Origin of the sequence: Kordiimonas lacus (assembly GCF_001550055.1) — a bacterium.
Lineage (GTDB): Bacteria > Pseudomonadota > Alphaproteobacteria > Sphingomonadales > Kordiimonadaceae > Kordiimonas > Kordiimonas lacus.
In genome coordinates, this window is sequence record NZ_LRUA01000010.1 from 279,692 (window position 1) to 304,029 (window position 24,338).

23 protein-coding genes are annotated in these 24,338 nt (G+C 58.8%); 5 read left to right on the forward strand and 18 right to left on the reverse strand.

The window, feature by feature from the left end:
* Positions 1-14: 14 nt before the first annotated feature.
* Positions 15-644, forward strand: a complete 630-nt coding sequence (gene ispZ, locus KORLAC_RS16155; RefSeq protein WP_074519252.1) for a septation protein IspZ — start codon at positions 15-17, stop codon at positions 642-644.
* Here the strand turns inward: ispZ and KORLAC_RS16160 are convergent.
* From KORLAC_RS16160 to ccmA, 12 genes are all read right to left on the reverse strand, one after another.
* Positions 641-1,339: a sulfotransferase domain-containing protein gene (locus KORLAC_RS16160; RefSeq protein WP_068308457.1), complete on the reverse strand. Its 699-nt coding sequence runs from the start codon at positions 1,337-1,339 to the stop codon at positions 641-643. The two genes, ispZ and KORLAC_RS16160, sit on opposite strands and share 4 nt — an antisense overlap.
* 192 nt (positions 1,340-1,531) lie before the next feature.
* The gene (locus tag KORLAC_RS16165; RefSeq protein WP_068308459.1) at positions 1,532-2,056 is read right to left on the reverse strand and encodes an NUDIX hydrolase; all 525 of its coding nucleotides are present in this window, start codon (positions 2,054-2,056) and stop codon (positions 1,532-1,534) included.
* A gap of 46 nt (positions 2,057-2,102) precedes the next feature.
* Positions 2,103-2,462, reverse strand: a complete 360-nt coding sequence (locus KORLAC_RS16170; RefSeq protein ID WP_068308461.1) for a hypothetical protein — start codon at positions 2,460-2,462, stop codon at positions 2,103-2,105.
* A 153-nt stretch (positions 2,463-2,615) separates the two neighbouring features.
* Complete coding sequence (gene ccmI, locus KORLAC_RS16175) at positions 2,616-3,704, reverse strand: c-type cytochrome biogenesis protein CcmI (RefSeq protein WP_068308463.1); 1,089 nt, start codon at positions 3,702-3,704, stop codon at positions 2,616-2,618.
* On the reverse strand, positions 3,701-4,165 hold the full coding sequence (locus KORLAC_RS16180; protein WP_068308465.1) for a cytochrome c-type biogenesis protein: 465 nt from the start codon (positions 4,163-4,165) through the stop codon (positions 3,701-3,703). The genes ccmI and KORLAC_RS16180 overlap by 4 nt, the downstream gene beginning before the upstream one ends.
* Positions 4,162-4,692, reverse strand: a complete 531-nt coding sequence (locus tag KORLAC_RS16185; RefSeq protein WP_068308466.1) for a DsbE family thiol:disulfide interchange protein — start codon at positions 4,690-4,692, stop codon at positions 4,162-4,164. Before KORLAC_RS16185 ends, KORLAC_RS16180 begins: the two co-directional genes overlap by 4 nt.
* A gap of 2 nt (positions 4,693-4,694) precedes the next feature.
* Complete coding sequence (locus KORLAC_RS16190) at positions 4,695-6,665, reverse strand: heme lyase CcmF/NrfE family subunit (RefSeq protein ID WP_068308467.1); 1,971 nt, start codon at positions 6,663-6,665, stop codon at positions 4,695-4,697.
* Complete coding sequence (gene ccmE / locus KORLAC_RS16195; RefSeq protein ID WP_068308468.1) at positions 6,662-7,141, reverse strand: cytochrome c maturation protein CcmE; 480 nt, start codon at positions 7,139-7,141, stop codon at positions 6,662-6,664. Before ccmE ends, KORLAC_RS16190 begins: the two co-directional genes overlap by 4 nt.
* Positions 7,141-7,320, reverse strand: a complete 180-nt coding sequence (gene ccmD, locus KORLAC_RS16200; protein WP_068308470.1) for a heme exporter protein CcmD — start codon at positions 7,318-7,320, stop codon at positions 7,141-7,143. The genes ccmE and ccmD overlap by 1 nt, the downstream gene beginning before the upstream one ends.
* The gene (locus KORLAC_RS16205; RefSeq protein WP_068308471.1) at positions 7,320-8,039 is read right to left on the reverse strand and encodes a heme ABC transporter permease; all 720 of its coding nucleotides are present in this window, start codon (positions 8,037-8,039) and stop codon (positions 7,320-7,322) included. Before KORLAC_RS16205 ends, ccmD begins: the two co-directional genes overlap by 1 nt.
* Before the next feature lie 86 nt (positions 8,040-8,125).
* On the reverse strand, positions 8,126-8,824 hold the full coding sequence (ccmB, locus tag KORLAC_RS16210; RefSeq protein WP_068309363.1) for a heme exporter protein CcmB: 699 nt from the start codon (positions 8,822-8,824) through the stop codon (positions 8,126-8,128).
* Positions 8,825-8,826: 2 nt separating this feature from the next.
* Positions 8,827-9,510 (reverse strand): heme ABC exporter ATP-binding protein CcmA, encoded by a 684-nt coding sequence (ccmA, locus tag KORLAC_RS16215; protein WP_068308472.1) that lies wholly within the window; start codon positions 9,508-9,510, stop codon positions 8,827-8,829.
* A 153-nt stretch (positions 9,511-9,663) separates the two neighbouring features.
* On the opposite strand from ccmA, the gene KORLAC_RS16220 reads away from it, so the two are divergent.
* The gene (locus KORLAC_RS16220; RefSeq protein ID WP_068308473.1) at positions 9,664-11,121 is read left to right on the forward strand and encodes a phospholipase D-like domain-containing protein; all 1,458 of its coding nucleotides are present in this window, start codon (positions 9,664-9,666) and stop codon (positions 11,119-11,121) included.
* Positions 11,122-11,204: 83 nt separating this feature from the next.
* On the opposite strand, the gene KORLAC_RS16225 is transcribed toward KORLAC_RS16220, so the two are convergent.
* The 3 genes from KORLAC_RS16225 to KORLAC_RS16235 form a co-directional block, all read right to left on the reverse strand.
* Entirely contained in the window at positions 11,205-13,808 is a 2,604-nt protein-coding gene (locus KORLAC_RS16225) for a VCBS domain-containing protein (RefSeq protein ID WP_068308477.1), read from the reverse strand.
* A gap of 463 nt (positions 13,809-14,271) precedes the next feature.
* A complete protein-coding gene (locus KORLAC_RS16230) occupies positions 14,272-16,422 on the reverse strand; it encodes an Ig-like domain-containing protein (protein ID WP_068308479.1) in 2,151 nt (716 codons plus the stop codon).
* A 186-nt stretch (positions 16,423-16,608) separates the two neighbouring features.
* Positions 16,609-17,130, reverse strand: coding sequence for an Mpo1 family 2-hydroxy fatty acid dioxygenase (locus tag KORLAC_RS16235; protein WP_068308480.1), 522 nt, complete (start codon positions 17,128-17,130; stop codon positions 16,609-16,611).
* Between the two features lie 121 nt (positions 17,131-17,251).
* Between KORLAC_RS16235 and KORLAC_RS16240 the strand changes: the two genes are divergently transcribed.
* Positions 17,252-18,115, forward strand: a complete 864-nt coding sequence (locus KORLAC_RS16240; protein WP_068308487.1) for a crotonase/enoyl-CoA hydratase family protein — start codon at positions 17,252-17,254, stop codon at positions 18,113-18,115.
* An 80-nt stretch (positions 18,116-18,195) separates the two neighbouring features.
* Here KORLAC_RS16240 and KORLAC_RS16245 read toward each other — a convergent pair whose 3' ends face one another.
* Both KORLAC_RS16245 and KORLAC_RS16250 read right to left on the reverse strand, forming a co-directional pair.
* On the reverse strand, positions 18,196-19,845 hold the full coding sequence (locus tag KORLAC_RS16245; RefSeq protein WP_068308488.1) for a SulP family inorganic anion transporter: 1,650 nt from the start codon (positions 19,843-19,845) through the stop codon (positions 18,196-18,198).
* Between the two features lie 37 nt (positions 19,846-19,882).
* Positions 19,883-20,515, reverse strand: a complete 633-nt coding sequence (locus KORLAC_RS16250; RefSeq protein WP_068308490.1) for a carbonic anhydrase — start codon at positions 20,513-20,515, stop codon at positions 19,883-19,885.
* Positions 20,516-20,671: 156 nt separating this feature from the next.
* On the opposite strand from KORLAC_RS16250, the gene KORLAC_RS16255 reads away from it, so the two are divergent.
* Entirely contained in the window at positions 20,672-21,655 is a 984-nt protein-coding gene (locus tag KORLAC_RS16255; RefSeq protein ID WP_068308492.1) for a hydrogen peroxide-inducible genes activator, read from the forward strand.
* Here KORLAC_RS16255 and KORLAC_RS16260 read toward each other — a convergent pair.
* Positions 21,610-22,227 (reverse strand): hypothetical protein, encoded by a 618-nt coding sequence (locus tag KORLAC_RS16260; protein WP_068308494.1) that lies wholly within the window; start codon positions 22,225-22,227, stop codon positions 21,610-21,612. The genes KORLAC_RS16255 and KORLAC_RS16260 overlap by 46 nt on opposite strands.
* 383 nt (positions 22,228-22,610) lie before the next feature.
* On the opposite strand from KORLAC_RS16260, the gene KORLAC_RS16265 reads away from it, so the two are divergent.
* Complete coding sequence (locus tag KORLAC_RS16265; protein ID WP_074519282.1) at positions 22,611-24,338, forward strand: diguanylate cyclase; 1,728 nt, start codon at positions 22,611-22,613, stop codon at positions 24,336-24,338.

Below are 24,338 nucleotides of genomic sequence, written 5' to 3' on the forward strand. Positions count from 1 at the left end.
GCACCGAAACCACTATGGATGACAAAAAAGCCACAATAGAAACCGGCACTGACGGCCAGCAGGACGCCAAACCACAGCTGACCGGCTGGCGCAAATTCATGCTGGATTTCGGCCCGCTCCTGGTGTTTTTCATCGCCTTCCGCTTTGGCGAAGGCGAACAGGCGGTGATCACCGCAACCATTCCCTTCATGGTCGCCATCGTCATTGCTGCCCTCTATTCAAAAGTGAAACTTGGCCACGTCAGCGCCATGCATAAATTCACCTTTGTGGTGGTCATGGTGATGGGCGGGCTGACGCTTTACCTGCAGAGCGCCGTTTTCGTGAAGATGAAACTGACCATCCTCAACGGCATCTTTGCGGCAATCCTTTTGTTCGGGTTGGCGACCGGGCGGCTTTATATCAAGTCCATCATGGAGCTGGCGTTTCACCTGCCGGATGCCGCGTGGCGGGTCCTGTCGCGCAACTATGCCATCTTCTTCCTGGTGATGGCGGCGGTGAACGAGCTGATCTGGCGCACGCAGAGCGACGAATTCTGGGTGAATTTCAAGACCTTCGGCTACACGGGCATCAACTTCATCTTCATCCTGGCGCACATGCCCATGCTGATGAAACACATGCCGGAAGAAGACGAGACCAAGTCCTAGGGCTTCAGGCTTTCAACCCAGCTGTCGTCCTTTTCATAGCCCAGGATTTCGAGGGAGCGCTGGTGCCTGTCTGCAAACGCGCGGCCCAGCTTCTGGTCAAACACGCTTTTCCACTGCTGCTTCCTGCCTGAGCGCCCGTGGTGGCCCACGGCGTTCTTGTTGGCGAAAAGCGAATGTTTGAGGAACGCTGGCTTGGCCTTTCTGACCGGTAATTTGAGGTGTTGGCACACCTTGCTGAACTCAGTCAGCTCGGTGTCTTCCACCAGATCTTCATATTTCACCGTCAGGAAATTCTGCTCCAGGAACTGCTGCTGGGCCTTGTCGCCCTTGGCATCCGTCATGGCGGCGATGGTGTCCGCGGCCGCATTATCCATCTCGAACCGGTAGCGATCCGTGATCGTCTCGAAGCTATTGATCATTTCAGCGTAGGTCTTGCCGTCAAAAAAAGGCTTGGCTTCGTGAAGCCAGGCCTCGGAGGATCTCGCGTGATAGTGCGCGCCGGAGATCACCACGTCGCGGGGGTCGCGGACAATACGGATACCCCGAACCTTTCGCTTCAGGAACGGCGCCGGAAAATGAGTATGATCTTCTAGGTATATGGTGTTTTTCTGCGGCACTGCCGCTGCGTCCGCCTCCCGCAGGTCACCAAAATCGCTGCCGATCGCTGCTGCAACATCCTTGAAAACTCTCCGCATCCAGACGGTCCCTGTCTTGTGGTAGGTGCCAATGCAGCGTATGGGCGAAGGACGGAGGCGGGTCAGTTGGGATATCATGGGGAGCAGAACACCATTCTTTGGAAAACTACGGGGGAAAACTACGGGCCTTCACCCATACACCCTATGCGGCAGGGAATAAAGCCGGTAGCCGCAAAAAGGCCAGCTCAGGCGTCATACAGGGTTGGTAAAGGGCGCGAAACCGGACTTGCCTTGGGCCTCGCGGTAGTGACCCAGCACCCAATGGACACTGGGGAACGCCAGTTCGTCCCACGGGATGTCGTCCCACGCAAACAGCCCCACTTCCTGGCTTTCAATGCCGGGCGCGAAGTCCGGCGATTTGAGCGTGGCGCGGTACATCATATGCACCTGGCTGATGTGCCGCACCGAATAAACCGCCAACAGATCACGGATTTCGATATGCGCCATGGCTTCTTCATAGGCCTCGCGGGCAGCACCTTCGTCAGGGCTTTCACCCACCTCAAGGAAACCGGCCGGGATGGTCCATTTGCCTTTCTGGGGAAAGATGGCGCGCTTGCACAAGAGGATCTTGCCGTCATGCTCGACTACAGACCCTGCAATAATGCGCGGGTTCTCATAGGCGATGAAGCCGCAGTCGCGGCAGACAAGCCGCTCGCGTTCGTCGCCCTCAGGCACGGTATGGTGGAAGTTTTTGGGTGCTTTTGGTGTGTTCGCCATGACTAGAAATCTAAGGCGGTCACGCGCGCTGTCCAGCCCTAAAACGCTATACGCGGATATCGATGATCTGCCCCAGCGGCACGTCGCGCTGGCTGCTGGCCTGCGTGGACAAGCGGCCAATCGGCGCTTCGCGCTGGCTGGTGCCAATGTCGCTGACGCGGCTCTGAGCTGCCTCGAGTTCCTGTGTCGAAGAAAGATCTGCGTTCCGGTTCGATTTTTCAGATTGCTGCGCCGGCGCCTGCCTGTTGCCTTCGCTCTGGCGCGCCTTGATGCGCTCCTCGATCACGTCCGTCGGGCGGGGCGTCAGGTCGAGTTTGTTTGCCGCGGCCCGTGCACCACGGCCATTCTGAAGCTGAGCCTGCAACTGGGACTGAAGCCCAGAGGCGTTCGGGTTAATGTCGACCATGGTCTTTTGACCTCAATCTCACGAGTAGGCTATTTTAGCGCTGGAATCTGGCAGACGAATTCTTCGGGCCGATTAGTGTTCCGGTATCCATTGGGAGCCATGAAGGGCCTAGGCTCCTGTCGCGCATCATAGAGCGCAATTCTGACCAGAGTCTTAAAGATCGGGATTGGACGTCAAATTGTCAAGAAAGCCCTGCAGGCCAGCGGCTTTTTCGCCCGAAACATGGCTTAAACCGCGCTCAAGAGCGTCAATCGCGGCCTCCCGGTCTCCCATCGTCAGGTGCGAGCGCGCCAGCATCATCCAGCCTTCCGCGTCATCAGGCGCCGATTCGAGCTTGGCTTCAAGCCGCGCCATCATGCTGGCGATAAAGGCCTGGCGCTGGTCTTCGGTCATATTTTCAACCGACGCCATTTGCTCGTCCGTCAGCTTCGGCGGCGCAACCCCCAGGCTTGAGAGCTGTCGCCGGAGCATGGGCATCCAGGGCGCATCGGGGGCGGACCTGTCCGCCAGCGCCGTCCAAGTGGCCTTTGCACCCGCCTCATCACCCGCCTGCAAGCGGGCCATGCCCAGATAATATTGCCCGGCCGCATGATCCGGGAACTCTTCGATCAGCTTGCCCAGCACAAGGCGGGTAGCGGGCGAAATCTGCCCCCCGGACATGGCAATCATGGCTTCCAACTGTTGCGCGCGCCAGGTGGCATTGGTTGGGTCCAGCAAGGCAAGCTGGCCGAAGGCATTGGCGGCGGTTGAAAAATCACGCACCGACCGCGAGGTCTTGGCTAGTATTTCCCAGGCTTTCTGGTCCTGTGGCTCGTCCTTCAGGTGCTTCTGGATGGACCTGATGGCCTCGCCAAATGTGGGCCCGCCTTCTTCCACCAGCTGGTCGAGGCCGCTTGCCACCATCCCCGGCTTGGCGGGCAGGTCAGGCCGCCCCATAAAGCCATAGAGCGTGAAGGCAGCCACAAGGGTGATAGCCGCCAGCAGGACCGGCAGGCGCTTGTCGCCCGCAACTGTACCGGTGCTGGTTTTCTGTTTGGCCACCTTGAGGATACGGCGCTCCACTTCAAGGCGGGCCGCGCGGGCGCTTTCCGCGTCCACGACGCCGCGAGCCTCATCTTCCGTGATCTCATCAAGCTGCGCGCGGTAATGATCCAGCGGATCAACCGTCTGGCCGCGCCCGCGCCCGATGATCAACACAAGCGCCACCAGAAGGGCTGTCAGGGCAAGCAAAAGCCAGATCATGCGTCGTCCTCCCGCTTGCCGAGAATCGTATCAAGTTCCGCCTGTTCTTCAGCGCTGAGGGGTGCGGGCGCAACGGGTTTCTTGCGGGACCGGAGCACCATATAAACCACGAAACCGAGGAAAATGAACGGCGAGCCCCACAGGAAATAGGTGGTCGGCTTCAACGGTGGCTCCAGCAGCACATAATCGCCGTAGCGGTCCACCAGATAGGCCTTCACATTATCCGGCGTGTCGCCCATGGCGATGCGTTCGCGCACAATCTGCCTGAGGTCGCGGGCGATATCGGCGTTCGAATCCTCGATCGACTGGTTCTGGCATACCACGCAGCGCAGCTCTTTCATCAGCTCCCGCGCCATGGCTTCCTTGGCCGGGTCTTCGAGCGGCTTTTCATCCACCGCGACCGCAAGCGCCGCGACAGTCAGGGCAATGGTAAGCAGGAATGCAGTGAGTGCGCGCATCATTTCAGCGCCTCCAGGGCTGGCAGCACCTGAGCTTCAAGCCCGTCGCCCACGATCGGGCCCCAATGGCGATAGACAATGGTACCACTGCCGTCGACCAGGAAGGTTTCCGGCACGCCAGTCACGCCCCAGTCAATGGCCACACGGCCATCCAGGTCTGCGCCGGTTTTTGCAAAGGGGTTGCCAAGCTCATCCAGAAACGCGAGCGACCGGTCCGGCGTGTCCTTGTAGGCGATGCCGATGACGGTTGCGCCGTGTTCGCGCGCCAGGGCCATCAGGCTTTCATGTTCGGCGCGGCACGGCACACACCAGCTGGCAAAGAAATTCACCAGCACCGGTTCGCCGGTCCTGAGGTCTGCGTCCGTGAGCCCCGGTGCGTCCGCCTCAAGCCCCGGAATGGAGAAAGCCGGTGCCGGTTTGCCGATCATCACGCTCTTGATCTCATTCGGGTTGCGGCCTTCCTGCGTCATCATCATGAAGAACAGGCCCGCCAGCGCGAGAACGATGATAAGGGGAGCAAACCGCTGCATGATCAGGCCTCCGCGCTCAATTTTTTCGCCTTGGGTGCGCCGACCCTGAGCCGCCGGTCGCTGAGCGACAGCAAGCCGCCCAGAACCATCATCGCGGCGCCCAGCCAAAGGCCAACAACAAACGGCTTGAAATATAGCCGGACAGACCAACGGCCACCGCCCGCGGCCTCGCCGATCACGGCATACAGGTCACCCGACAGCATCGAATGGATGGCGGCTTCCGTGGTGTTCATCACCGGGTCTGTATAGAGCCGGTCCTGTGGCTCAAGCATGATGTCCGCGCCGCCCGATTTCGGGCTGGCGTAAAAATGGCCTTGAATGGCAGTATAGTTGGGGCCCGTCACCGGCGCCACACCATCAAACCGGACGCTATAGTCGCCCACCTCAGCCGTATCGCCGCGCTGCATGATCACCAGTTTTTCTTCGGTCCAGGCCTCAGAAATGGTGATGCCAAACAAAAGCACCGCAACGCCAGAATGCGCCAGGCTCATGCCCCAGCTGGCGCGCGGCAGGTGGCGCAGCCGGCGCAGGAAACCGGCCGGGTTCTTGAACAGTTGGGTACGCTCCGCGATTTCCATCGCCACAGACGCCAGAAGCCAGGTGGCCAGCAGCAGGCCAAAGGCGGTCATCACCACGCCGCCTGCCGTTTGCCAATAAGTGAACAGCCCCACCACCAGCGCCACAACAAGGGCCGGCAACAGCGTCGTGGCCGCGCGTGGCAGGCGCCCGCGTTTCCAGGCCAGCAAGGGGCCGAAGCCCAGCGCCACAATGAGGGGGCTCATCAACACAATCGCGCCGAAGTCAAAGAAGGGCGCACCGACACTGATCTGGCCGGAACCCGTGGCTTCCAGCACAAGCGGATACAGGGTGCCCACCAGCACCACACCGGCGAAGGTCGACAGCAGGATGTTGTTGAGCACAAGCGCGCTTTCGCGGCTCACCAGCCCGAACAAGCCACCCGGCGTCAGTTTGGGTGCACGCCAGGCATAGAGCGTCAGCGCCCCGCCGATCACCACCACCAGGAAGCCCAGGATGAAGACACCCCGCGCCGGGTCATTGGCGAAGGCATGCACGCTGGTGATCACGCCTGAGCGCACCAGGAACGTGCCCAGGAGGCTGAAAGAGAAAGCCACGATCGACAAAAGGATCGTCCAGCTTTTGAGCGCATCACGTTTTTCCACCACAATGGCGGAATGCAGGAGCGCGGTCGCCACAAGCCATGGCATGAAGCTGGCGTTTTCAGCCGGGTCCCAGAACCACCAACCGCCCCAACCGAGTTCATAATAGGCCCACCAGGAGCCAAGGATGATGCCGGCGGTCAGGAACATCCAGGCCACCAAGGTCCAGGGCCGCACCCAGCGCGCCCACAGGGGCGTCACTTCGCCTTCGATCAGCGCCGCGACGGCAAAGGAAAAGGCGACGGACAGGCCGACATACCCGAGGTACAGCATGGGCGGATGGAAGGCGAGGCCCGGGTCCTGCAGCAGGGGGTTCAGGCCGTTGCCTTCAAAAGGCGCCGGGTCAAGCCGGACGAATGGGTTGCTGGTGAAAAGGATGAACAGCAGGAAGCCGACGACAAGGGCGCTCTGCACCGCGATCACCCGCGTGCGGAAGCGCTGCGGCAGCTTACGGCCCTTCAGCGACAGCGCGGCAGCAAAGAGCGTGAGCATCAATATCCACAGCAGGAGGCTGCCTTCATGGTTGCCCCACACGCCCGCGATTTTATAGAGCATCGGCTTGGCCGAATGCGAGTTGGCGGCCACGGCATACACGGAAAAATCAGAGATGATATAGCTGTACATCAAGGCGCCGAACGCAATGATCGCCATCAGGAACTGGCCGATCGCCGCATTGTCTGCCACGGCCATCAGGCGGCTGTCGCCGCGGGCGATGCCCACATGCGGCACCGTAGCGCCAAGAAGCGCCAACACAAGCGCCAGAATAGTGGCGAAATGGCCCAGCTCTGCGATCATCTGCCGTCCTGCCCCGCCGTCAGGGCTTCAGGGTGGCCGCAGGCTTCTTCATTCTTCGGCAGTGTGCCGGGTGCTGCGTAATTTTCGTCGTGCTTGGCCAGAACCGTGTCAGCCACAAAGACACCATCGGCGTTCAGCGCGCCTTCGGAGACCACACCCTGACCTTCACGGAACAGGCTGGGCATGATGCCGGTATAGCTCACCGGCAGGTCTGCGGCGCAATCTGTCACGCGAAACTCGTACGTCAGGCCGTCGTCCTTGCGCGCGACCGAGCCGGTTTCCACCAGGCCGCCCAGGCGGAAACGCTGGCCCACGGCCACCTTCTGCTGGAACACCTCAGAGGGCTGCAGAAATAGGTTGAAGCTGCCGGTTTGGCGCCCGGCGAATACGATCAGGAAGGCAGCAAGCGCAAGCACGGCCACAGCCACAATCATCACCACAAGGCGCTGGCGTTTTCTGGTCTTAAGGCCCGCCATCAGCTGTCTCCCTCGTCAGGTTTCCTGCGGCGCTTCGGGCGCATGCGCTCGACCTCTGCCGCCGCCGCCTTGTTCGCACGCAGGCTGAGAACCGCAAGCGCCACAAGCGCCACGGCAGTGACGCCATAGGCGCCAATGACGAAGGGGCCAACACTGCCCATATCAAAAAGGTCTGTCATCAGCCGGTCACCCTGCTCATGCGCAAGACACTGAGCTTGCGGCGGTTGATCTCAAGCTTCATCCTATAGAGAAACACGAGAACAAAATAGGCCTTGAAGGCGATGGCCATCATAAACAACGGCCAGAGCATGTCGGCGCTGATGGTCGGCCCGTCCAGCCGGAACACGCTGGCGGGCTGATGCAGCGTGTTCCACCATTCGACCGAGAATTTGATGATCGGTAGGTTGATGACGCCCACAAGCGCCAAAATGGACGCCGCGCGGCCTGCCTTGTCTTCCTCGTCCATGCTGCGCCAGATGGCCATATAACCCAGATACAGGAAAAACAGTACCAGCACCGATGTCATGCGACCGTCCCACTGCCAGTAGGTGCCCCAGGTTGGCTTTCCCCACAGCGCGCCGGTGATCAGCGCCAGTGCCGTGAAGGTGGCGCCAATGGGCGCGGCGGCCTTGCCCGCCAAAATCGCCAGCGGGTGGCGCCAGACAAATTCGGTGAAGCTTGCGCCTGCCACCACCAGATAGCAGAACATGGCCATCCAGGCCGCCGGCACATGCACATACATGATGCGCACGCTTTCGCCCTGATACTGGTCCGGTGGGCTGCCGAGGAACGCCAGATAGATGCCATAGACAAGCGATGCCGCCAGCACAAGTTTCGCCCACGGCAGAATCCTGTCTGCCAGGCGGTTGAACTGAGCTGGATTGGCGAATCTATGCATGGCCTTTACCTATAGTGATCCCGCGCGCGCGGCAAGTGCGACGTGATGCCTCACACAGCCTTGTTATTCAAGCGACAACCCCAGCACTATTCAAGCGACAAGCGAAGCGCCTGGGCGCTGACAAACGGGCCGATCACGAGCGCCAGCAAACTGGCTGCCCCCAGAAGCGCCAGCGGCTGGGTTGGGTCCACCAGTCCGGCGGTCGCGTCCACCGCGCCCACGGCGAAAATCAGCGTCGGCACATAAAGGGGCAGCACCAGAAGTGAGAGCAAAACCCCGCCCCGGCGCACCGATACCGTCAGCGCCGCGCCCATGCTGCCGATCAGGCTGAGCGCGGGCGTGCCGACAAGAAGCGAGATCAGGAGCGTACCATAGGCACCGTCCGGCAGGTTCATCAGCATGCCAAGCACTGGCGAGATGACCACAAGCGGCAGCACAGTCGATACCCAGTGCGCCAAAATCTTGGCCGCCGCCACACCGGTGAGGCCCAAGGGCGACAGCGCCAGATCATCCAGGCTGCCGTCTTCAAAATCCGCCTGGTAAAGCCGGTCGAGGCTGATGAGGCACGCAAGCAAAGCCACCACCCAGATGACGCCCGGCGCGATGCGCGCCAGGATCTGCGGCTCCGGCCCCACTCCAAACGGGAACAGGGTGACGGCAATCAGGAAGAAGCTGAGCGCCATGGTGCCCGTGCCGCCCTGCGACCAGGCCAGGCGCACATCGCGCTTAACGATGCCAAAGAAAATACCGCTAAGGGAGGTATCCTGTGTGCTTTGAGGAGCCATGGTCATAGCCATGCCTCCTCAAGGCTTACTTTGGGCTGATAGTCGCGCATGTCAATCATCGCGCCCTCAACCCCGATCGGGTCGTGGGTCGCGGCAATGATCATGCCGCCCGCGTCCAGGTGGGCACGCATCAGGCCCGCCAGCGCTTCGCGGTTTTCAGTGTCCAAACCCACGGTGGGTTCATCCATCAGCCACAGCGGGCGCTTCAGGTAAGCGAAACGCATCAGATTCGACCGGTGCCGCTGCCCGCTGGAAAAATATCGCACCGGCTGGTCCAGAAGCCCGGTCAGGCCGAACACGTCGGCGGCGTCCGCCAGCGCCACATCGCCCACGGCGTGCCCGGTCATCAGGCGCGTCAGCTCGCGAGCGTTTTCCCGCAGCGTCAGCACCGGCTTCAGCGCATTGTCGTGGCCGGCGTAAATCAACGCTTCCGAGAGCGCCGCATCGCCGCGCCACCAGGCGTCATCGCCAACCATCAGCGTGCCACCGTGGATGCGCAGATAGCCCGCGATCAACCTGAGGAGCGTCGATTTGCCGCTGCCGTTTTTGCCCCTGAGATACAGAAGCTCGCCGGGATCAAGGGTGAAGGAAAGACGCTCAAACACCATCCGCCCGCCACGGAAGCAGGCAAGATCGTCTGCCCGCAAGGGTTTCGGGGCGGTCGCGAATGTGGAACGTGAGGCCATGAGCGCACGCTAGCGCCATTCCCCGCCCTGCTCAAGCAAGAAATCAGCCTGTAATTTCAGGCGCCTAGGGCGGTCTGCCAAATCATCTTTGGGCCTTCACAGGCGGGGCCAAACCCCTATATGGTGATAAGAAGATCATTCGGATGGGGATTTATGAATCTGGAAGCACTGATATGGCCTAACGGCTGGCTGATAGTGGGCTTTGTTTTCCTGGCCCAGCTGCTTGCCAGCATCCATATTCTGCGCACCAAGAATGACGTGCGCTCGGCCATCACCTGGATCGGCCTGGTCTGGATCGCCCCCATGCTGGGGCTGCTGAGCTACATCCTGTTCGGCATCAACCGCATCAGGCGCCGGGCCCGGCGCGTGCGGGAACGCCGGGGCATGGCACCGAGGCCCGAACACGCACGCGAGCCTGAAGGCCCCGCCTTGACTGACGGCGTGCCGGACGCGGCCAACCGGTGGCAGGCCCACGCGCGCCTTGGCGGCCGTGTTACCAACCTGCCGCTGACGCTGGGTAACAGCATTGAGCCGCTGACGGGCGGGCGCGAAGCCTATGACGCCATGATCCAGGCCATCGACGGCGCCAAACGCACCGTCGCGCTGACCACCTATATCTTCCAGGCGGACCAGGCTGGCAGGCGGTTCGTAGCCGCACTGGCGCGGGCGCACGAACGCGGCGTTCAGGTGCGGGTGCTGGTGGATGCAGTGGGCAACCTTTATGGCCTGAAGCCGGTCTCGAACCTTCTCAGGCGGCGCGGGGTGCCTGTGGCGGTGTTCAACCCGGCGCGGCTGTCGTGGCGGCTGGCCTTCTTCAACCTGCGCACCCACCGGAAGCTCCTGATCGTGGACGGCAACATGGGCTTCGCCGGCGGCATGAACATTCGCAAGCATCATCTGGAACGCACTGACGGCAGCCCGCGGGTGCGCGACACCCACTTCCGCCTGAAGGGCCCCATTGTCAGCCAGATGATGGAAGCTTTCGCCGATGACTGGGCTTTTTCCACCAAGGAAGACCTGGATGACACGGTATGGATGCCGCCCGCTGAACCGCAAGCGCCCAATATCACGGCGCGGTCCATCCCCGACGGGCCAGACGAATATTACCACAAGACCGCCATGATCATGGAAAGCGCGCTTTCAAGCGCGCGCAAACGGGTGCAACTGGTAACACCCTATTTCCTGCCGGAACCGGGGTTGATTGCCGCGCTCAAGCAGGCGGCGCTTCGGGGGGTGCAGGTGGATATGCTGGTGCCCAGCCAGAACAACCTGCCACTGTTTGCGCTATCGTCGCTATCTGGTGCGCGGCAACTGGTGCAGATTGGCTGCAACCTGTATCTGTCTGAGCCACCGTTCGACCATACCAAACTGATGATTGTGGATGACGACTGGGTGCTGTTCGGATCGTCGAACTGGGACGCCCGGTCGCTGAAGCTGAACTTCGAATTCAATGTGGAATGCTATGATGCCCGCTTCGCCGGCACCATGACCGACTGGGTGCGGGAACGCATGAGCCGCGCCACCCCCATGACGCGGGACGATTTCAAGAACCGGTCTACCTTCAAACGCGCGCTGGGCCGCGTGCTGTGGCTTTTGAGCCCCTACCTTTAGCCGACCCTCAAAGCATCCGACAAAAAAAATGAGGAGCGCGAAATCGCGCTCCCCACCTGTTTCCAGACTTCAGCAGTACTGTATCAGTCAACGTCGACGCTGATCTGATAGTCGAACTGGAAGTCCCCGCCATGGTCACCACCGCTGAGATAGTTGGTGACGATGAAGGTATACATGCCGGTTTCCTGAACGGTGAAGGTAAACAGCGGATCACCGAAAGGACCATCCGACCGCCAGATTTCGTCATCCGCGAAGCCGATATAACCAGGCTCGGAATTGAAATCGATGTTGGTGCCGAAAGTGGCAAGAGGATCATCGATCACGCCCTGGAAGATGAAGAGCGCTGGATCAAGCGCAGATTCCAGACGGTCCACCTGAATGGTTACAACCGTTCCGGCCTCAAGCGCCACATACCAGAAGTCACTGTGATCCGGATCCGCGGAATTGTACCAGCCAGCCTGGGCTACAGAGCCAATGGCACTGCTGCCAGCCTCCAGGTTGCCTTCCGAGATTTCCGGAATTTCCGGTTCGTCCGTACCGTTGATCGTGATCATGACTTCTTCGGTTGCATCACTGATGCCGTCACTGACGGTCAGGGTGAACACATCCTGCAGTGGGTCAGAATCCCCATCGAGAGCCTGGACATCCGGGTTGCTGTTATCCAGCGTGTATTCCCAATTGCCGTCGGCATCGACAGTGAGGGTACCATAGGTCCCGACCGCATCGCCGCTCCAGTCCAGGTCATCAGATGCGTCAGCATCTGTCGCTTCCACGGTACCAGTGGCGACTTGGCCGTCGCCGCTGTCTTCCGTGACTTCACCGGTCGTACCGACACCGCTGACCACAGGCGCCTCGTTGGTGCCCACCATGGTGATGGTTACCGTCTCGGTCGCTTCGCCGCCATTGCCGTCAGATACCGTCACATCATAGGTCTGGGTCAGGCTCTCACCTTCGCCAAGCGCTACGAGGGCGTCGTTATCCACCGTGAAGTCCCAGCTTACCTGGCCCGAACCATCGCCTTGCGACGGGTCGGAGATCGTGGCCACAAAGGTGCCCAGATAGCCTGCGCCGCCGTCGGCAACTGAAACGGAATGACCGTCCGACAGATCAGCGTCGGAGAAATCAAGCGTACCGGAATCCGTCAGCAGTGCGTTGGCAGAGCCAGCAAGGCCGCCCGCAGCACCCAGCAGTTCATAACTGCCTGATGAATCCCTGACCGACAGTTCAAGCGATGCTTCGCCGCCATACTCAAAGAAGAACAGCTCAAGCGAATGGTCGCCAGGTGAGAGGGCAATGCTGCCTTCAAACGGTGCTTCCGGATGGTAGCCCGTGTCACTGATGATCAGCTGGCCGTCAACCATGAGGAAGACGCCGTCATCATTGAAGGTCCGGAAGGTATAAGTGTCGGCTTCTGACACGCTAAAGTCGGTGGTGATCCGGGCGAAGAAGACATCATTGATGCCGCCCGTCCCGGATGATCCTGTAGCTGCCGCAGCAGGCCAAGGGTTGCTGCCAGGAATTTCGCCTGCGAAGCCGCCCGGATCATCGGTGAAATCGATCACTTCGGTTTCACCGACATAGTTGGCAGCATGCGTGGCCGCATAATTCTGCAACGTTGCCAGATTGTTGGACTGGAACCCGGTATATTGCTCAACCGTGAACACCAGTGGTCCGGCCTCCCCGGCATCGGGTTCCACAGCTACTGCCGTGACAGACCCGGAATCGCCACCTGCAAACTCAGGCGCGTCATTGACACCATTCACCGTAATGGTGGCGGTTGCATCGCTGGTGCCGCCATTGTTGTCCGACATGGAATAGGAAAGCTCAACCACCGCGCTTTCGCCCGCGGCCAGATAGTCATAGTCGCTGCCCGGGTCCCACTGGACCTGATTGCCGACAATAGACGCCGTGCCGCCACCCGAGCTGACAGACACACTGTCAACCGTGTGGGTGTCGCTCAGGTCCACGTCTGTATCGTTGGCCAGAACATCCATTGTGATCGCGGTATTCTCGTCAGTAGAGCCCGCATCGTCAGCGGCCACAGGGCCGTCGTTGGCGCCTTCAACCGTGACCGTTACCGAGCCTGCCGAAGAATCCGTGCCGTCACTGACGGTATAGTCCACAACAACCTCGGCGGTTTCGCCAACGGCCAGATAGTCAAAGCTGCCAGCTGCATCATATGTCAGGCTGCTGCCATCAAGGCTGCCGGCGGATGCGCCGGTAACCGTCATCTCGTCGCCTTCATAGTCCCAGGCACCAGCCAGAAGGTCGAGGCTGCCGTCGCCATCTTCCGATACCGTCATGGCGTGATCATCGACCAGCGGCGCGTTATTGCCGGTCAGGTCAATTGTGAAATTGTCGAAAACAAGCCTGTCGAAGTGCTTCAGGGTGTCTGTGCCATCGTCCCCCGACACAATGAAGGCATTCCCCCTGCCATCTTCAAATGTATAATCCCGCACATCGCCTGAGAAGACGGCCGTATTCGACCCATCATTCCCATAGAGTGTGTCGTCACCTGCTCCACCGGTGACTGTATCATCGCCGTCTCCGGCATTTACGCGGTCGGCATTGCCTGTCCCCACAATGACATCATCGCCGTCCCCGCCGTTGATTTTGTTTTCGGTTGCTTCGATGACATCATCGTCATCGGTGCCGTTATCTACGCCACCATTACCGCCCTTAGGCATTGTCGTGTCCTTTCCCAGCATTTACCCCCAGCCGTGCAAATTTGGGAACTCCGAACTATCGAGCGCGTCATTGTATCTCAAATTTAAATAAAATTTTAACGAATTATTGCGTTTCTTCATGTTGTGATACCGAAATTCGGTTGTATTTTTAGCCTGTTTTACATTTCGAATACTTTTGGTTGTATTTTATTAACCATATTTCTGAAGAAAAACTTTAAGATTGTCGTCACCGACAGCAAAAAAATCCCCAACTTTGGCGCTTTTATCTTATCCTTGTGTATTGCAGTCGAGCGCACACCTATCAACTTTAGTTTGTAGCCCTATTTAAGATATTTTTTTGCGCACGCCCCAATTTCTTCTTTTTAACCCTGTTTCCAGCCCCCTATGTAGGGGGCCATCCGGGTCTGGCAGGCAGATGCCGGGGGGCTGGAGCAATCGACATCCAGGCCCCCGACCATTACCGTCAGAAGATGAAATCATCGGCACCGAGATCGCCGGCGTTCACATTGACAAGGGCAATGATATCGCCGCCACCAAAGTCGATATAGGTAATCGACCCTGCATCGATGATATTGAGGTCATCAAAACTGTTCACACCACTCATGCCGGAAACATCAATCTTGTCCGTCCCGTCCTGATAGTCGAACACATAGTCATCAGCGAACCCATCAGCGAAAACGAAAGTGTCTGCGTCCAACCCACCCCACATATAGTCACGGCCTGCGCCGGACTGCAGCGTGTCATTGCCAGCTTCACCATACAGTCGATTAGCGTACGAGCTTGAGCTTTCGGTCACAATGGTGATGGAATCGTTCCCATTGCCACCGAACATATAGTTGAAGCGTACGCCATATTGTGAGCCGGTTTCATCAGACCCTAAGATCGTCAGGGTATCGTCACCGTCCTGTCCATAGAGCCTGTTATTGAAAACCTGGGCATTGTAGACAGCGTTGGTGACATCGGAGGCGTCAATGGTCAGGTCGTCATCACCGGTGCCGCCAAACAGATGTTGGTAAAGGGCGTAACTATAGTAGTTGCCGTCGCCATTCTGTTCGACCGTTATGCTGTCATTGCCGGCGTCGCCATAAAGGTAACTGCTATAGATGCCGGCATCGCCGGTGTTCGTAGCATTCTGCTGCAGCAGGAAACTGTCATCACCGTCATTTGCATAATAGCGCGTGTCGTAGATGAAGCTGTTGCCCCAACCATAGCCGGACCCGTCACCATTGACCTGCAGATAGGCTTCATCATTGCCCTGGCCACCATAGAAATAGCTATTGTAGGCGTATCCCTGAAAGTCGCCATTGATCTGAAGCACGAGCAAATCATCGTCATCACCGCCGCTCAGGCCGTTATAGTAACCCCAACCATTCGCACCGCCACCTGACTGCAGCCCCAGCGCATCATCACCGCCATCACCATACAGCCAGTTATTATAGAGATTGCCATTCTCGGTACCCTCCGCAAAAGACCGCAACTGGACGATATCGTCACCGTCATAAAGATATGCCCGGGTCCCATAGATATAATAGTCGACATCATAGGCGATTTCATTGTCACCATTATCGCCATAGAAGGTTTCGTAATAGAGATAGGCGACATTGACGATTTCCTCGGCCCCCAGATCTATCGGGGCCTGGCTAAGCTCGAACTCGTCATTGCCAACACCGGTTATGGTGATTGACACCGTCGCCGTATCTTCACCACCGTTTCCGTCAGAAACCGTATAGGTAAAGCTGTCCGCTGCGGTTTCACCATCTTCGAGATCATCAAATGAACCGGCTGGATCATAGCTGTATGTCCCGTTGGCGTGCATCATGACAACAGCGCCAGACGCAAGCGTGATGGTGGACCCCACTGCACCGCCGGCAACAGTTGTAACCGTCAATGTGTCGCTTTGGTCCACGTCACTGTCATTATCGAGCGCATACCCGATAATCGGCGGCCCTTCTTCACTGACCGTGCCACTGTCATCCATGGCGTCAGGCGCATCGTTTACGCCCTCAATGGTTACGGTGACCGAACGCATCACCTCGTTGGTGCCATCTGTTGCCGTGAAATCAAACACCAGGACTTCGGTTTCGCCCACAGAGAGATAGTCGTACGACCCTGCCGCGTCGAATTCGAATGTCGCGGACCCACCGACAACCGAAATGGCTTCGCCTTCATAGTCCCATGCGCCCGCAAGAAGATCGACGCTGCCGGAACCATCCTCGGAAACCGCCAGGAAGGAGTCTTCAACCAGTGGTGCGTTATTGGTGCCGTCAATCAGCAAGGTGAAATTATCGAACACAAGCGTGTCGATATGTTTCAGGGTGTCCGTGCCGTCATTGCCTGACACGATGAACGCGTTGCCCTTGCCATCTTCAAATGAATAGTCACGAACGTCGCCTGAAAATACGGCCGTGTCTGATCCGTCGTTGCCATACAGCGTGTCGTCCCCGGCGCCACCTGTGACTGTGTCATCGCCGTCGCCCGCATTGACGCGATCGTCGGCGTCTGTACCCGTGATGATGTCACTGCCATCACCACCATTGATTTTGTTTTCCGTTGCTTCGATGACATCATCATCGTCGGTGCCATTGTCTACGCCACCATTACCACCCTTTGGCATGTCGATACCCAGCTTTCCGTATGCCCCAACCGCAGCTTCAAATACGGAATATCAACCTCTCGGGTGACGAGGAGTATACAGGATAAAGCGCCTAAACTTTAGGTAAAGTTGTTCGTTAACCATAAATAAAATCAACGACTTACGCCTTACCCGGCATACTTTCACGATTCTATTTCCGGTGGAAAATTAACCGTCTTTTTCAGGCATATATTTTTCGGCCCGCGCCTCAACTTCTTTTTTTAATCCTGTTTCCAGGCCCATCATGAACAGAACCTCTGCAATCAGGAAGGCGGGCGCGATAAAGACCTGAGTCAGATTGTCAAAAAGCGCCGGCTTGCGGCCTTCAAAAATATGGCCCGTGAACTGGATGGCCCAGCCCACAATAAACAGCACCGCAAAGCTTTTGACAGCGAAGGCCACACCTTCAAGCGCCAAAATTTCGGCGAGATACAGCAGCAGGCCGTAAATCAGCGCAGCGATGGTGCCAATCAGCGGTGCATTGACGATATAATACAGGAGCAGCACGCCAATCAGGGCAGCCGCCAGCGTGATCCGGCCCACCTCAAGCGTCATCAGCGGCACGGTGCTGGTGAGCACAAGAAGCGAAAAGACAATCATCGGCACGCCGATATGATGCGTGGCCTGGTTGCGGCCATCGCGGTGATAGGCCGAATACATGGCCAATTGTTCCAGAAACCAGGTTTTCATTTAAGCCTCCCTCCCCAAGGATTTCACTTAAAATGGACTGAACAGTCTGGAAAGGCAAGCGGGCGCGCACTTTCCTCCGCCGCGCACCGCCCTATGATCACTTCAAACAGGGAGCGCCAAGATGAGCTATGAAACACTGATCTATGACCAGGACGGCCCGGTTGTGACCGTCACACTGAACCGGCCCGACAAAATGAATGCCTTCACCCCCACCATGGGACGGGAAATGGAAGAGGTGCTGGACCGCGCCGACAATGACGACAGCGTGCGCGCCGTGATCTTCACCGGCGCCGGGCGGGCCTTCTGCGCAGGCATGGACCTGTCGGCTGACGGCAATGTGTTCGGGCTGGATGAAACCGTGGACCCCACATCGCCCGAGATGGAAAAGAACCGCGACACCGGCGGACGGGTGGTCCTGCGCATGTACCGCATGAAAAAGCCGCTGATTGGTGCCATCAACGGCGCCAGCGTAGGCGTGGGCACCACCATGCAGCTGCCGATGGACGTGCGCATCGCGTCGCCCTTCGCCAAGTTCGGCTTCGTGTTCGCCGAGCGCGGCATCACGCTGGAGAGCTGCGCCAGCTGGTTCCTGCCGCGCCTGGTGGGCATCGCGAAAGCAGCCGAGTGGTCCTACACGGGCCGCGTCTTCAAGGCGGACGAGGCGCTGGCGGGCGGGCTGATTTCAGAGATTGTCAAACCCGACGCGCTTCTGGCGCGCGCCCATGAAATCGCGGAAAGCTTCTCGGCGCGTACAAGCGCCATGTCTGTGGCGCTGAACCGGCAACTTCTGTGGCGCATGATGGGCGCCAGCCACCCGATGGAGGCCCACAAAGCCGAAAGCCGCACCATGCTGCACACCAGCATGCGCGACGGCAAGGAAGGGGTTCAAAGCTTCCTTGAAAAACGCGACCCGGCCTTCAAAGACAGCGTGTCAGATGGCCCGCCTGCAGGCTTCGACTGGAACGCCGAACCGGACTTCAGCTAGACCCAAAGTCCTGAAAGACTGATTTCCGGCAAAAAAAATGGGCGCCCCAAAGGGCGCCCAAGGTGGATAGGAAAAGTGAATTACTCAGCCGGTACAGCCGCCATGCGCAGCGTATCGGTTTCATCCTTTTCGATCAGGTTCGCTGCTTCCGTCAGCGCAACCATGCGGTTGTCAAACCAGTGGGCGTCTGCCATGCCGGTCGCCACCTGAAGGCCGTCGATCACAGACCGCACGTCAGCCGATGCGCCCACGAAGAACAGGCCCTTGCCTGCGTGGCGGGCGTCCTCGACGATGGTTTCCACAGCCTTGGCAGCTGAAAGGTCGAGGAACGGCACGCGGGTGAAATCCATGATCAGGATACGCGTGGCGCCATCGGCTTTCTCGCGTACATGGTGACCCAGGTCAGCTGCTGCACCGAAGGAAAGCGGGCCGCCAAAGTCGAACACGGAAACCCGGTCCCTCAGCGAGGTCAGAAGCGCACGCTCCTCTGGGTCAGCCACTTCACGGTCAATCACCTGCAGGTTCTTGATCTGCTGCTCGGAGAGCTGTTTGATGAAGGCGAGAGCCGCCAGCACCACACCAGCCGCCACGGCAGTGATCAGGTCAACGAACACAGTCAGGCCCAGAACAACAGCCATCAATGCCAGGTCCCAGCGCGGGCCTTTGTGGGCACGCTTCAGGTAGGTCCAGTCAATGATGTCATAGCCAACCTTGATCAGGATACCGGCGAGGGCGGCATGCGGGATCAGGCTTGCCACCGGTGCCAGCACCAGCGCGACTGCCAGAAGCACAAGACCGTGGATCATACCGGAAAGCTTGAACTGGCCGCCAGAGCGGATGTTCACAACTGTCCGCATGGTAGCACCCGCGCCCGGCACAGCACCAAAGAGGCCTGCGATGGTGTTACCGATGCCCTGACCCACCAGTTCCTGGTTCGAATCATGGCGCGTGCGCGTCATGTTGTCGGCCACAAGGGAGGTCAGAAGGCTGTCGATGGCACCCAGAAGCGCCAGCAGCACAGCGGCTTCAAGCACGATGAAGATCGTATCGCCAGAGAAGGCCGGCATAATGAAGGACGGCAGACCGGTTGGTACGTCACCCAGGATCGGCGCGCCGGAGATCATTACCGAAAGGCCCGTGGCGATCGCAAGCGCCGCCAGGGGCGCAGGCACCCATTTGCCCAGGTTCTTCGGCCAGAAGAATACGATTGCAAGCGTCAGCAGGCCAAGCGCAAGCGCGACCATGTTCGGGTCCATCACGGCGCCCGGAATGGAGGCAATAGCGGGGATGGTGCCGCTGCCTTCCGGCTCATGACCGAACAGACGCGCCAGCTGGAGCGCGATGATGATCACGCCGATGCCGCTCATGAAGCCGGACACTACAGGGTACGGCACCAGGCGGATAAATTGGCCAAGCTTGAAGACCCCGAACAGGATCTGCAGCAGGCCCGCCAGCACCACGGCCGCGAAAACCAGCGCGGGTTCACCCGACAGGCTGGCGAACACGCCCGCGAACACAACAACCATTGGGCCGGTCGGGCCGGAAATCTGGCTGCCGGTACCACCAAAGAGGGCGGCAAAGAAACCAACGATGATAGCGCCGTACAGACCCGCGATCGGGCCGGCGCCAGACGCTTCACCAAAGGCAAGCGCCAGCGGCAATGCAACGATACCGGCCGTCAGGCCGCCCATCACGTCGCCGCGGATGTTTGAAGTATCAAGGAATTTCATTTTTCTTGTCCTGCTGTCTCAGGGGGAGGCCGCCGCTTTATGCGACGGCTTTTTTATGGGCGAGGGCATTGAAGCTGCCCGTGGCTGCGTCATAGGCATGCACTTCACCGTGGCCGATATCATAGACCCAGCCATGCAGGGTGATCTTGCCTTCTGCGAGGCCCGCGGCCACAACAGGGTGTGTGCGAAGGTGCTGAAGCTGCAGCAGCACGTTTTCTTCCGTCACAGCCTTGAGGAAATCCTTGCCTTCAAGGTCTGGATACTTGCGGCGGGCAACAGCCACAGCAGCCCGGCTGTGCGCCAGCCAGTTGGATACGTGGGGGAGTTCTGTCAGCGCTTCCGGGTTGATGGCGCCTTTCATGGCACCACAATCGGTGTGGCCGCATACGACAATGTCGGTCACGCCCAAAACGGCGACGGCAAACTCGATGGAGGCGGTGTTGCCGCCAGTGTGGGTGCTGTGCGGCGGTACAATATTACCTGCGTTACGGCAGATGAACAGATCACCCGGCTCGGCCTGGGTGATCATGCCAGGGTCGATGCGGCTGTCGGCACAGGTGATCATCAGCACCTCAGGGCTTTGGCCCGATGCCAGGTCCTCGAACAGCGCTTTGCGCTCGGGAAACACCTCGTGTTTGAACTTCAGCACGCCATCAACAATTTTGTCCATCATACTCTCCTGCGTTCGTGAGCCACCGCCCATGGGGAAGGGTTGGCGGTGGCGAAAAATTCCGTGGCTTGGATGTATTCGCAGGTAGGTGATAATTCAATTGGCAGATTTTCATAAATAGTGATAGAAAATATCTATCACACAAAAGAGGCCCTCATGGCAGATATTGGATACCCCACGCTCAAACAACTTATGTATTTGCAGGCTGTGATAAAGGAAGGCAGCTTCCGGGCTGCGTCCCAGAAACTGGGGGTGTCGCAGCCCACAATCACCTCGCAGATTGCCGCGCTTGAAGAGACGCTGGGCATGGTGCTGCTGGAACGGTCGCGGTCTGGCACGATCCCCACGGCGGCCGGGCGCGACCTGATCCCGCACATCACCAACATCGAGACAGAAGTGAACGGCATTCGCGAACAGGCGCGCTTTGCCAGCACCGGCGGCAGTGGGGTTCACAGGCTGGGGGTACCGCCCACCCTGGGGCCCTATTTCCTGCCGGAAGTCTTGTCAGAGGTGCACACCACGGACCCGACCCTCAGGCTTTATGTGCGCGAAGGGACCCCGCGCGAGCTTGAAAACGGCCTTCTGGACGGTCGCTACGACCTGATTCTCACCACCATGCCGGTTGAGATCGGCGGTTTGGTGGTCGAACCCCTGTTCGGCGAACCCTTCAAGCTGTGCGCGCCACCGGACCATCCGCTTGTTGGCAAGGGCAAGGTGGATGCCAGCGCCATCAAGGGCGAACGCCTGCTGGCGATCGAGGAACGCCACCGCCTGTTCGAGCAGATGCAGGCCATGGCCAACCAGTTCGGCGCCCGACTGATGCGGGACTATGAAGGCACCAGCCTGGATACGGTGCGGCAGATGATCGGCACGGGGTTTGGCCTGGCGTTCCTGCCGGCCCTCTATATCCGCAGTGAGATTGCCCCCCGGAATGACGTCACAGTGCTGGAAATGAGCGAAACCCCATCAGACAGGGATGTGGTACTGGCCTGGCGGCCGACTGCGGCCAAACGCCAGCTGTACCGGTCGCTCGCCAGCCAGATGCGGCGGATTTGCCGCGACAAGCTGGCGGATTGCCTGCATGTAGCAGCGCCTCAGTCCACGTCGGTGCCCGGTGACGGCGACAAATACCCATCATAGGCTGCCAGCAGCTGATCCCCGATGCTGTTCAACAGCGCCAGATGCTGGACAAATTTGCGGGCCGCTTTGTCCGATACCTCGTCATACTGAATATCAATGGTCAGGTTGGTATATTCGCGCATGAAAAAGCGGGCGTAATCGCGGTAATAGCTTTGCGTGTCATAGACGCCGGCAAGCCGGGCAACATGATCTGCCGGCATGCGGCCCAGCACTTCTGTCATTTTGGCTGACGTCCAGGCCGAATCGCTCAATGAACTGGAAGAGATCGCGAGATGGGGGCCGATCCGGTCGATCAGGGGCGGCCTATTTTCGTCTGCACCTGTGTTGTTCTTCAGCGCTGCTGTGATGGCCGCGATATTGGCATTGTTTTCAGCAATGGACGCCCTGACTTCCCGCCGGTTGGTCTCAACCTCCAACTGAATGCGCGACAGGGCAACATCGGCCCGCTGCTGAAGCTCCATATCGTCGCGCCAGCTCTCCAGCCACAGCGCCAGCAAAACGGCAAAGACAATGCCGGTAATTTCAAGTGCCGCATCTTTTATGTTGAAGCGTGATTTTCCCTGGCCCGCCATCGCCTTTCCCCCTTCGTAAAAGCCTTCAACAGCAATCTGGCATAGTGCAAGCTTATTGTCACACCGTTGCTGACCCTCCCATCAAGTGATGGACGGCCCGAAATGCCGCGTTAGTTGCGTTTCTTGGACAATAGATTGCGTTAACTCAACAAAAAGACTGCCTAAACAGGGGTCACACCATGGTAGCTGGTTCCATTTCCGGTGCAATTACTACAGAAATGGTGAGATTTAGTCCCTAATACCAAAAAAATATGCGGCTTTATCAAATAGTTTTGCTAGATTGGCCTCTCCAAGACCTTGGTGGGGGCATCAGTATTCGTATGAGGCCGGATTTCGGGACCCTTGTTCCTGTTGTGTGATGAACAATGTTTGGTAAAGCGACTATGGCTTTTTGGAAATTTACCCTCGCGTCCCTCTGGCTTGTGCTTCTGACACTGTCGCAGCCCGGTCTCGCCAAAAATCATCTCGAAATAGATGGCCTCGAGTCTGTCGTCGATGTAACGCCTTACCTGCACGTTCTTGAAGATCCCAAACGCGAATTCACTGCTGATGATCTGCGCGACGGGCTTTTCAATGCCCGCTTCGAGCCACTATACCGGGGCGCCGCAAATTATGGCTTTTCACGGTCCGACTGGTGGGTGCGCTTCACCGTTAAGAACAGTGGCGCCAAGGCCGATAAGGTTACCTTCAAACTTGATTATCCACTGCTCGATTATGTCGATGTCTGGGTCCTCTCGGGCAAGGAACAGGTACAAAGCTGGGAAACAGGCAACAGGCGCCCCTTTGGCAGCCGCCCGATCCGGCACCGTGATTTCCTTTTCCCGCTGACACTGGCGGCCGGCGAGCAACAGACCGTCTATATGCGCGTACGCACGGAAGGGCCGGTGAACATTGGTCTGTCGCTCTATGATCAACATACGCTGCTGCCGAAAATCGAACTCGAATATATGGCGTTCGGTGCTTATTTTGGCGGCTTCCTGTTGCTGGCCCTGTGTATTTCGCTTCTGTATCTGGTAGACCGCCACCTGGCGTTTCTCTATTACCTGACCTACATCCTGAGCTATAGCAGCTATATGATGGCCTTCAATGGCCTGGCCTTCCAGTATCTGTGGCCCGACGCGCCGGAGTTCGGCCAGATCAGCCGGCCCGTGCTCCTGACCTTGTCGATCATCTTCCTGCTGCAATTCTCGCGCTCGCTGCTGGGCATCAAGCGCCTGTCGCCGTTTTTGCACCGGGCCGTCACCAGCCTGCAGCTGATACTGGTGCCAATCCTGTTGTCCGTGCCGTTCATCGGTTATGGCAACCTGGTGATGCCACTTGCCGTCCTCAACCTGATGGCACTTGGCCTTGTCCTGGCGATGGGCATTGTGGCCCATATTCGGGGCGAAGCCGCCGCGCGCTACTATCTGATGGCTTGGTCGGTCTTCCTGGTCGGCCTGCTTCTTTACCTCCTGAAAGTGTTTGGCCTGCTGCCCCATAATTTCATCACCCATTATGGCTTCCAGGTTGGGTCCTTCTTCGAATTCATCTTCCTGTCCGCGGCCCTTGGCGTACGCGTCAAGCAGCTGCGCCACCAATCGCATATCGACCCGCTGACGGGCCTGGCGAACCGTCGTCATTTTGACGAAGAGCTTGAGGCCGAATTCGACTTCAGCGCGCGCCCGGAAGCTGACCTGTCGCTGCTGGTGATCGACGTGGACAACTTCAAGAAATTCAATGACGAGTTTGGGCACGCCATCGGTGACCAAGTCTTGCGCGAGCTGGGCCGTATTTTCAAAACCCGCATCCGCCGCCCGGGCGCCGCCTACCGCTATGGCGGTGAGGAGTTCGCGGTACTGCTGCCGCGGACTGGCAGCGAAGAAGCGGTTATCCTGGCGGAACGCCTGCGCGACCATGTGGCCATGGATATGGCGCACAAGAAAGTGTCCATCAGCGTCGGCGTTGTCAGCCGCCGGGACGACAATTTTGCCTCTGCCTCAGATTTCTTCGACGCCGGAGACGAAGCCCTGTACCGCGCCAAGGACAGAGGCCGCGACTGCGTGGCTGTCCACCGCCGCGATGCGGCGCCAAAGCCCGACCCGACAGGCGACGTGGACGGTGCCCTGGCCTGA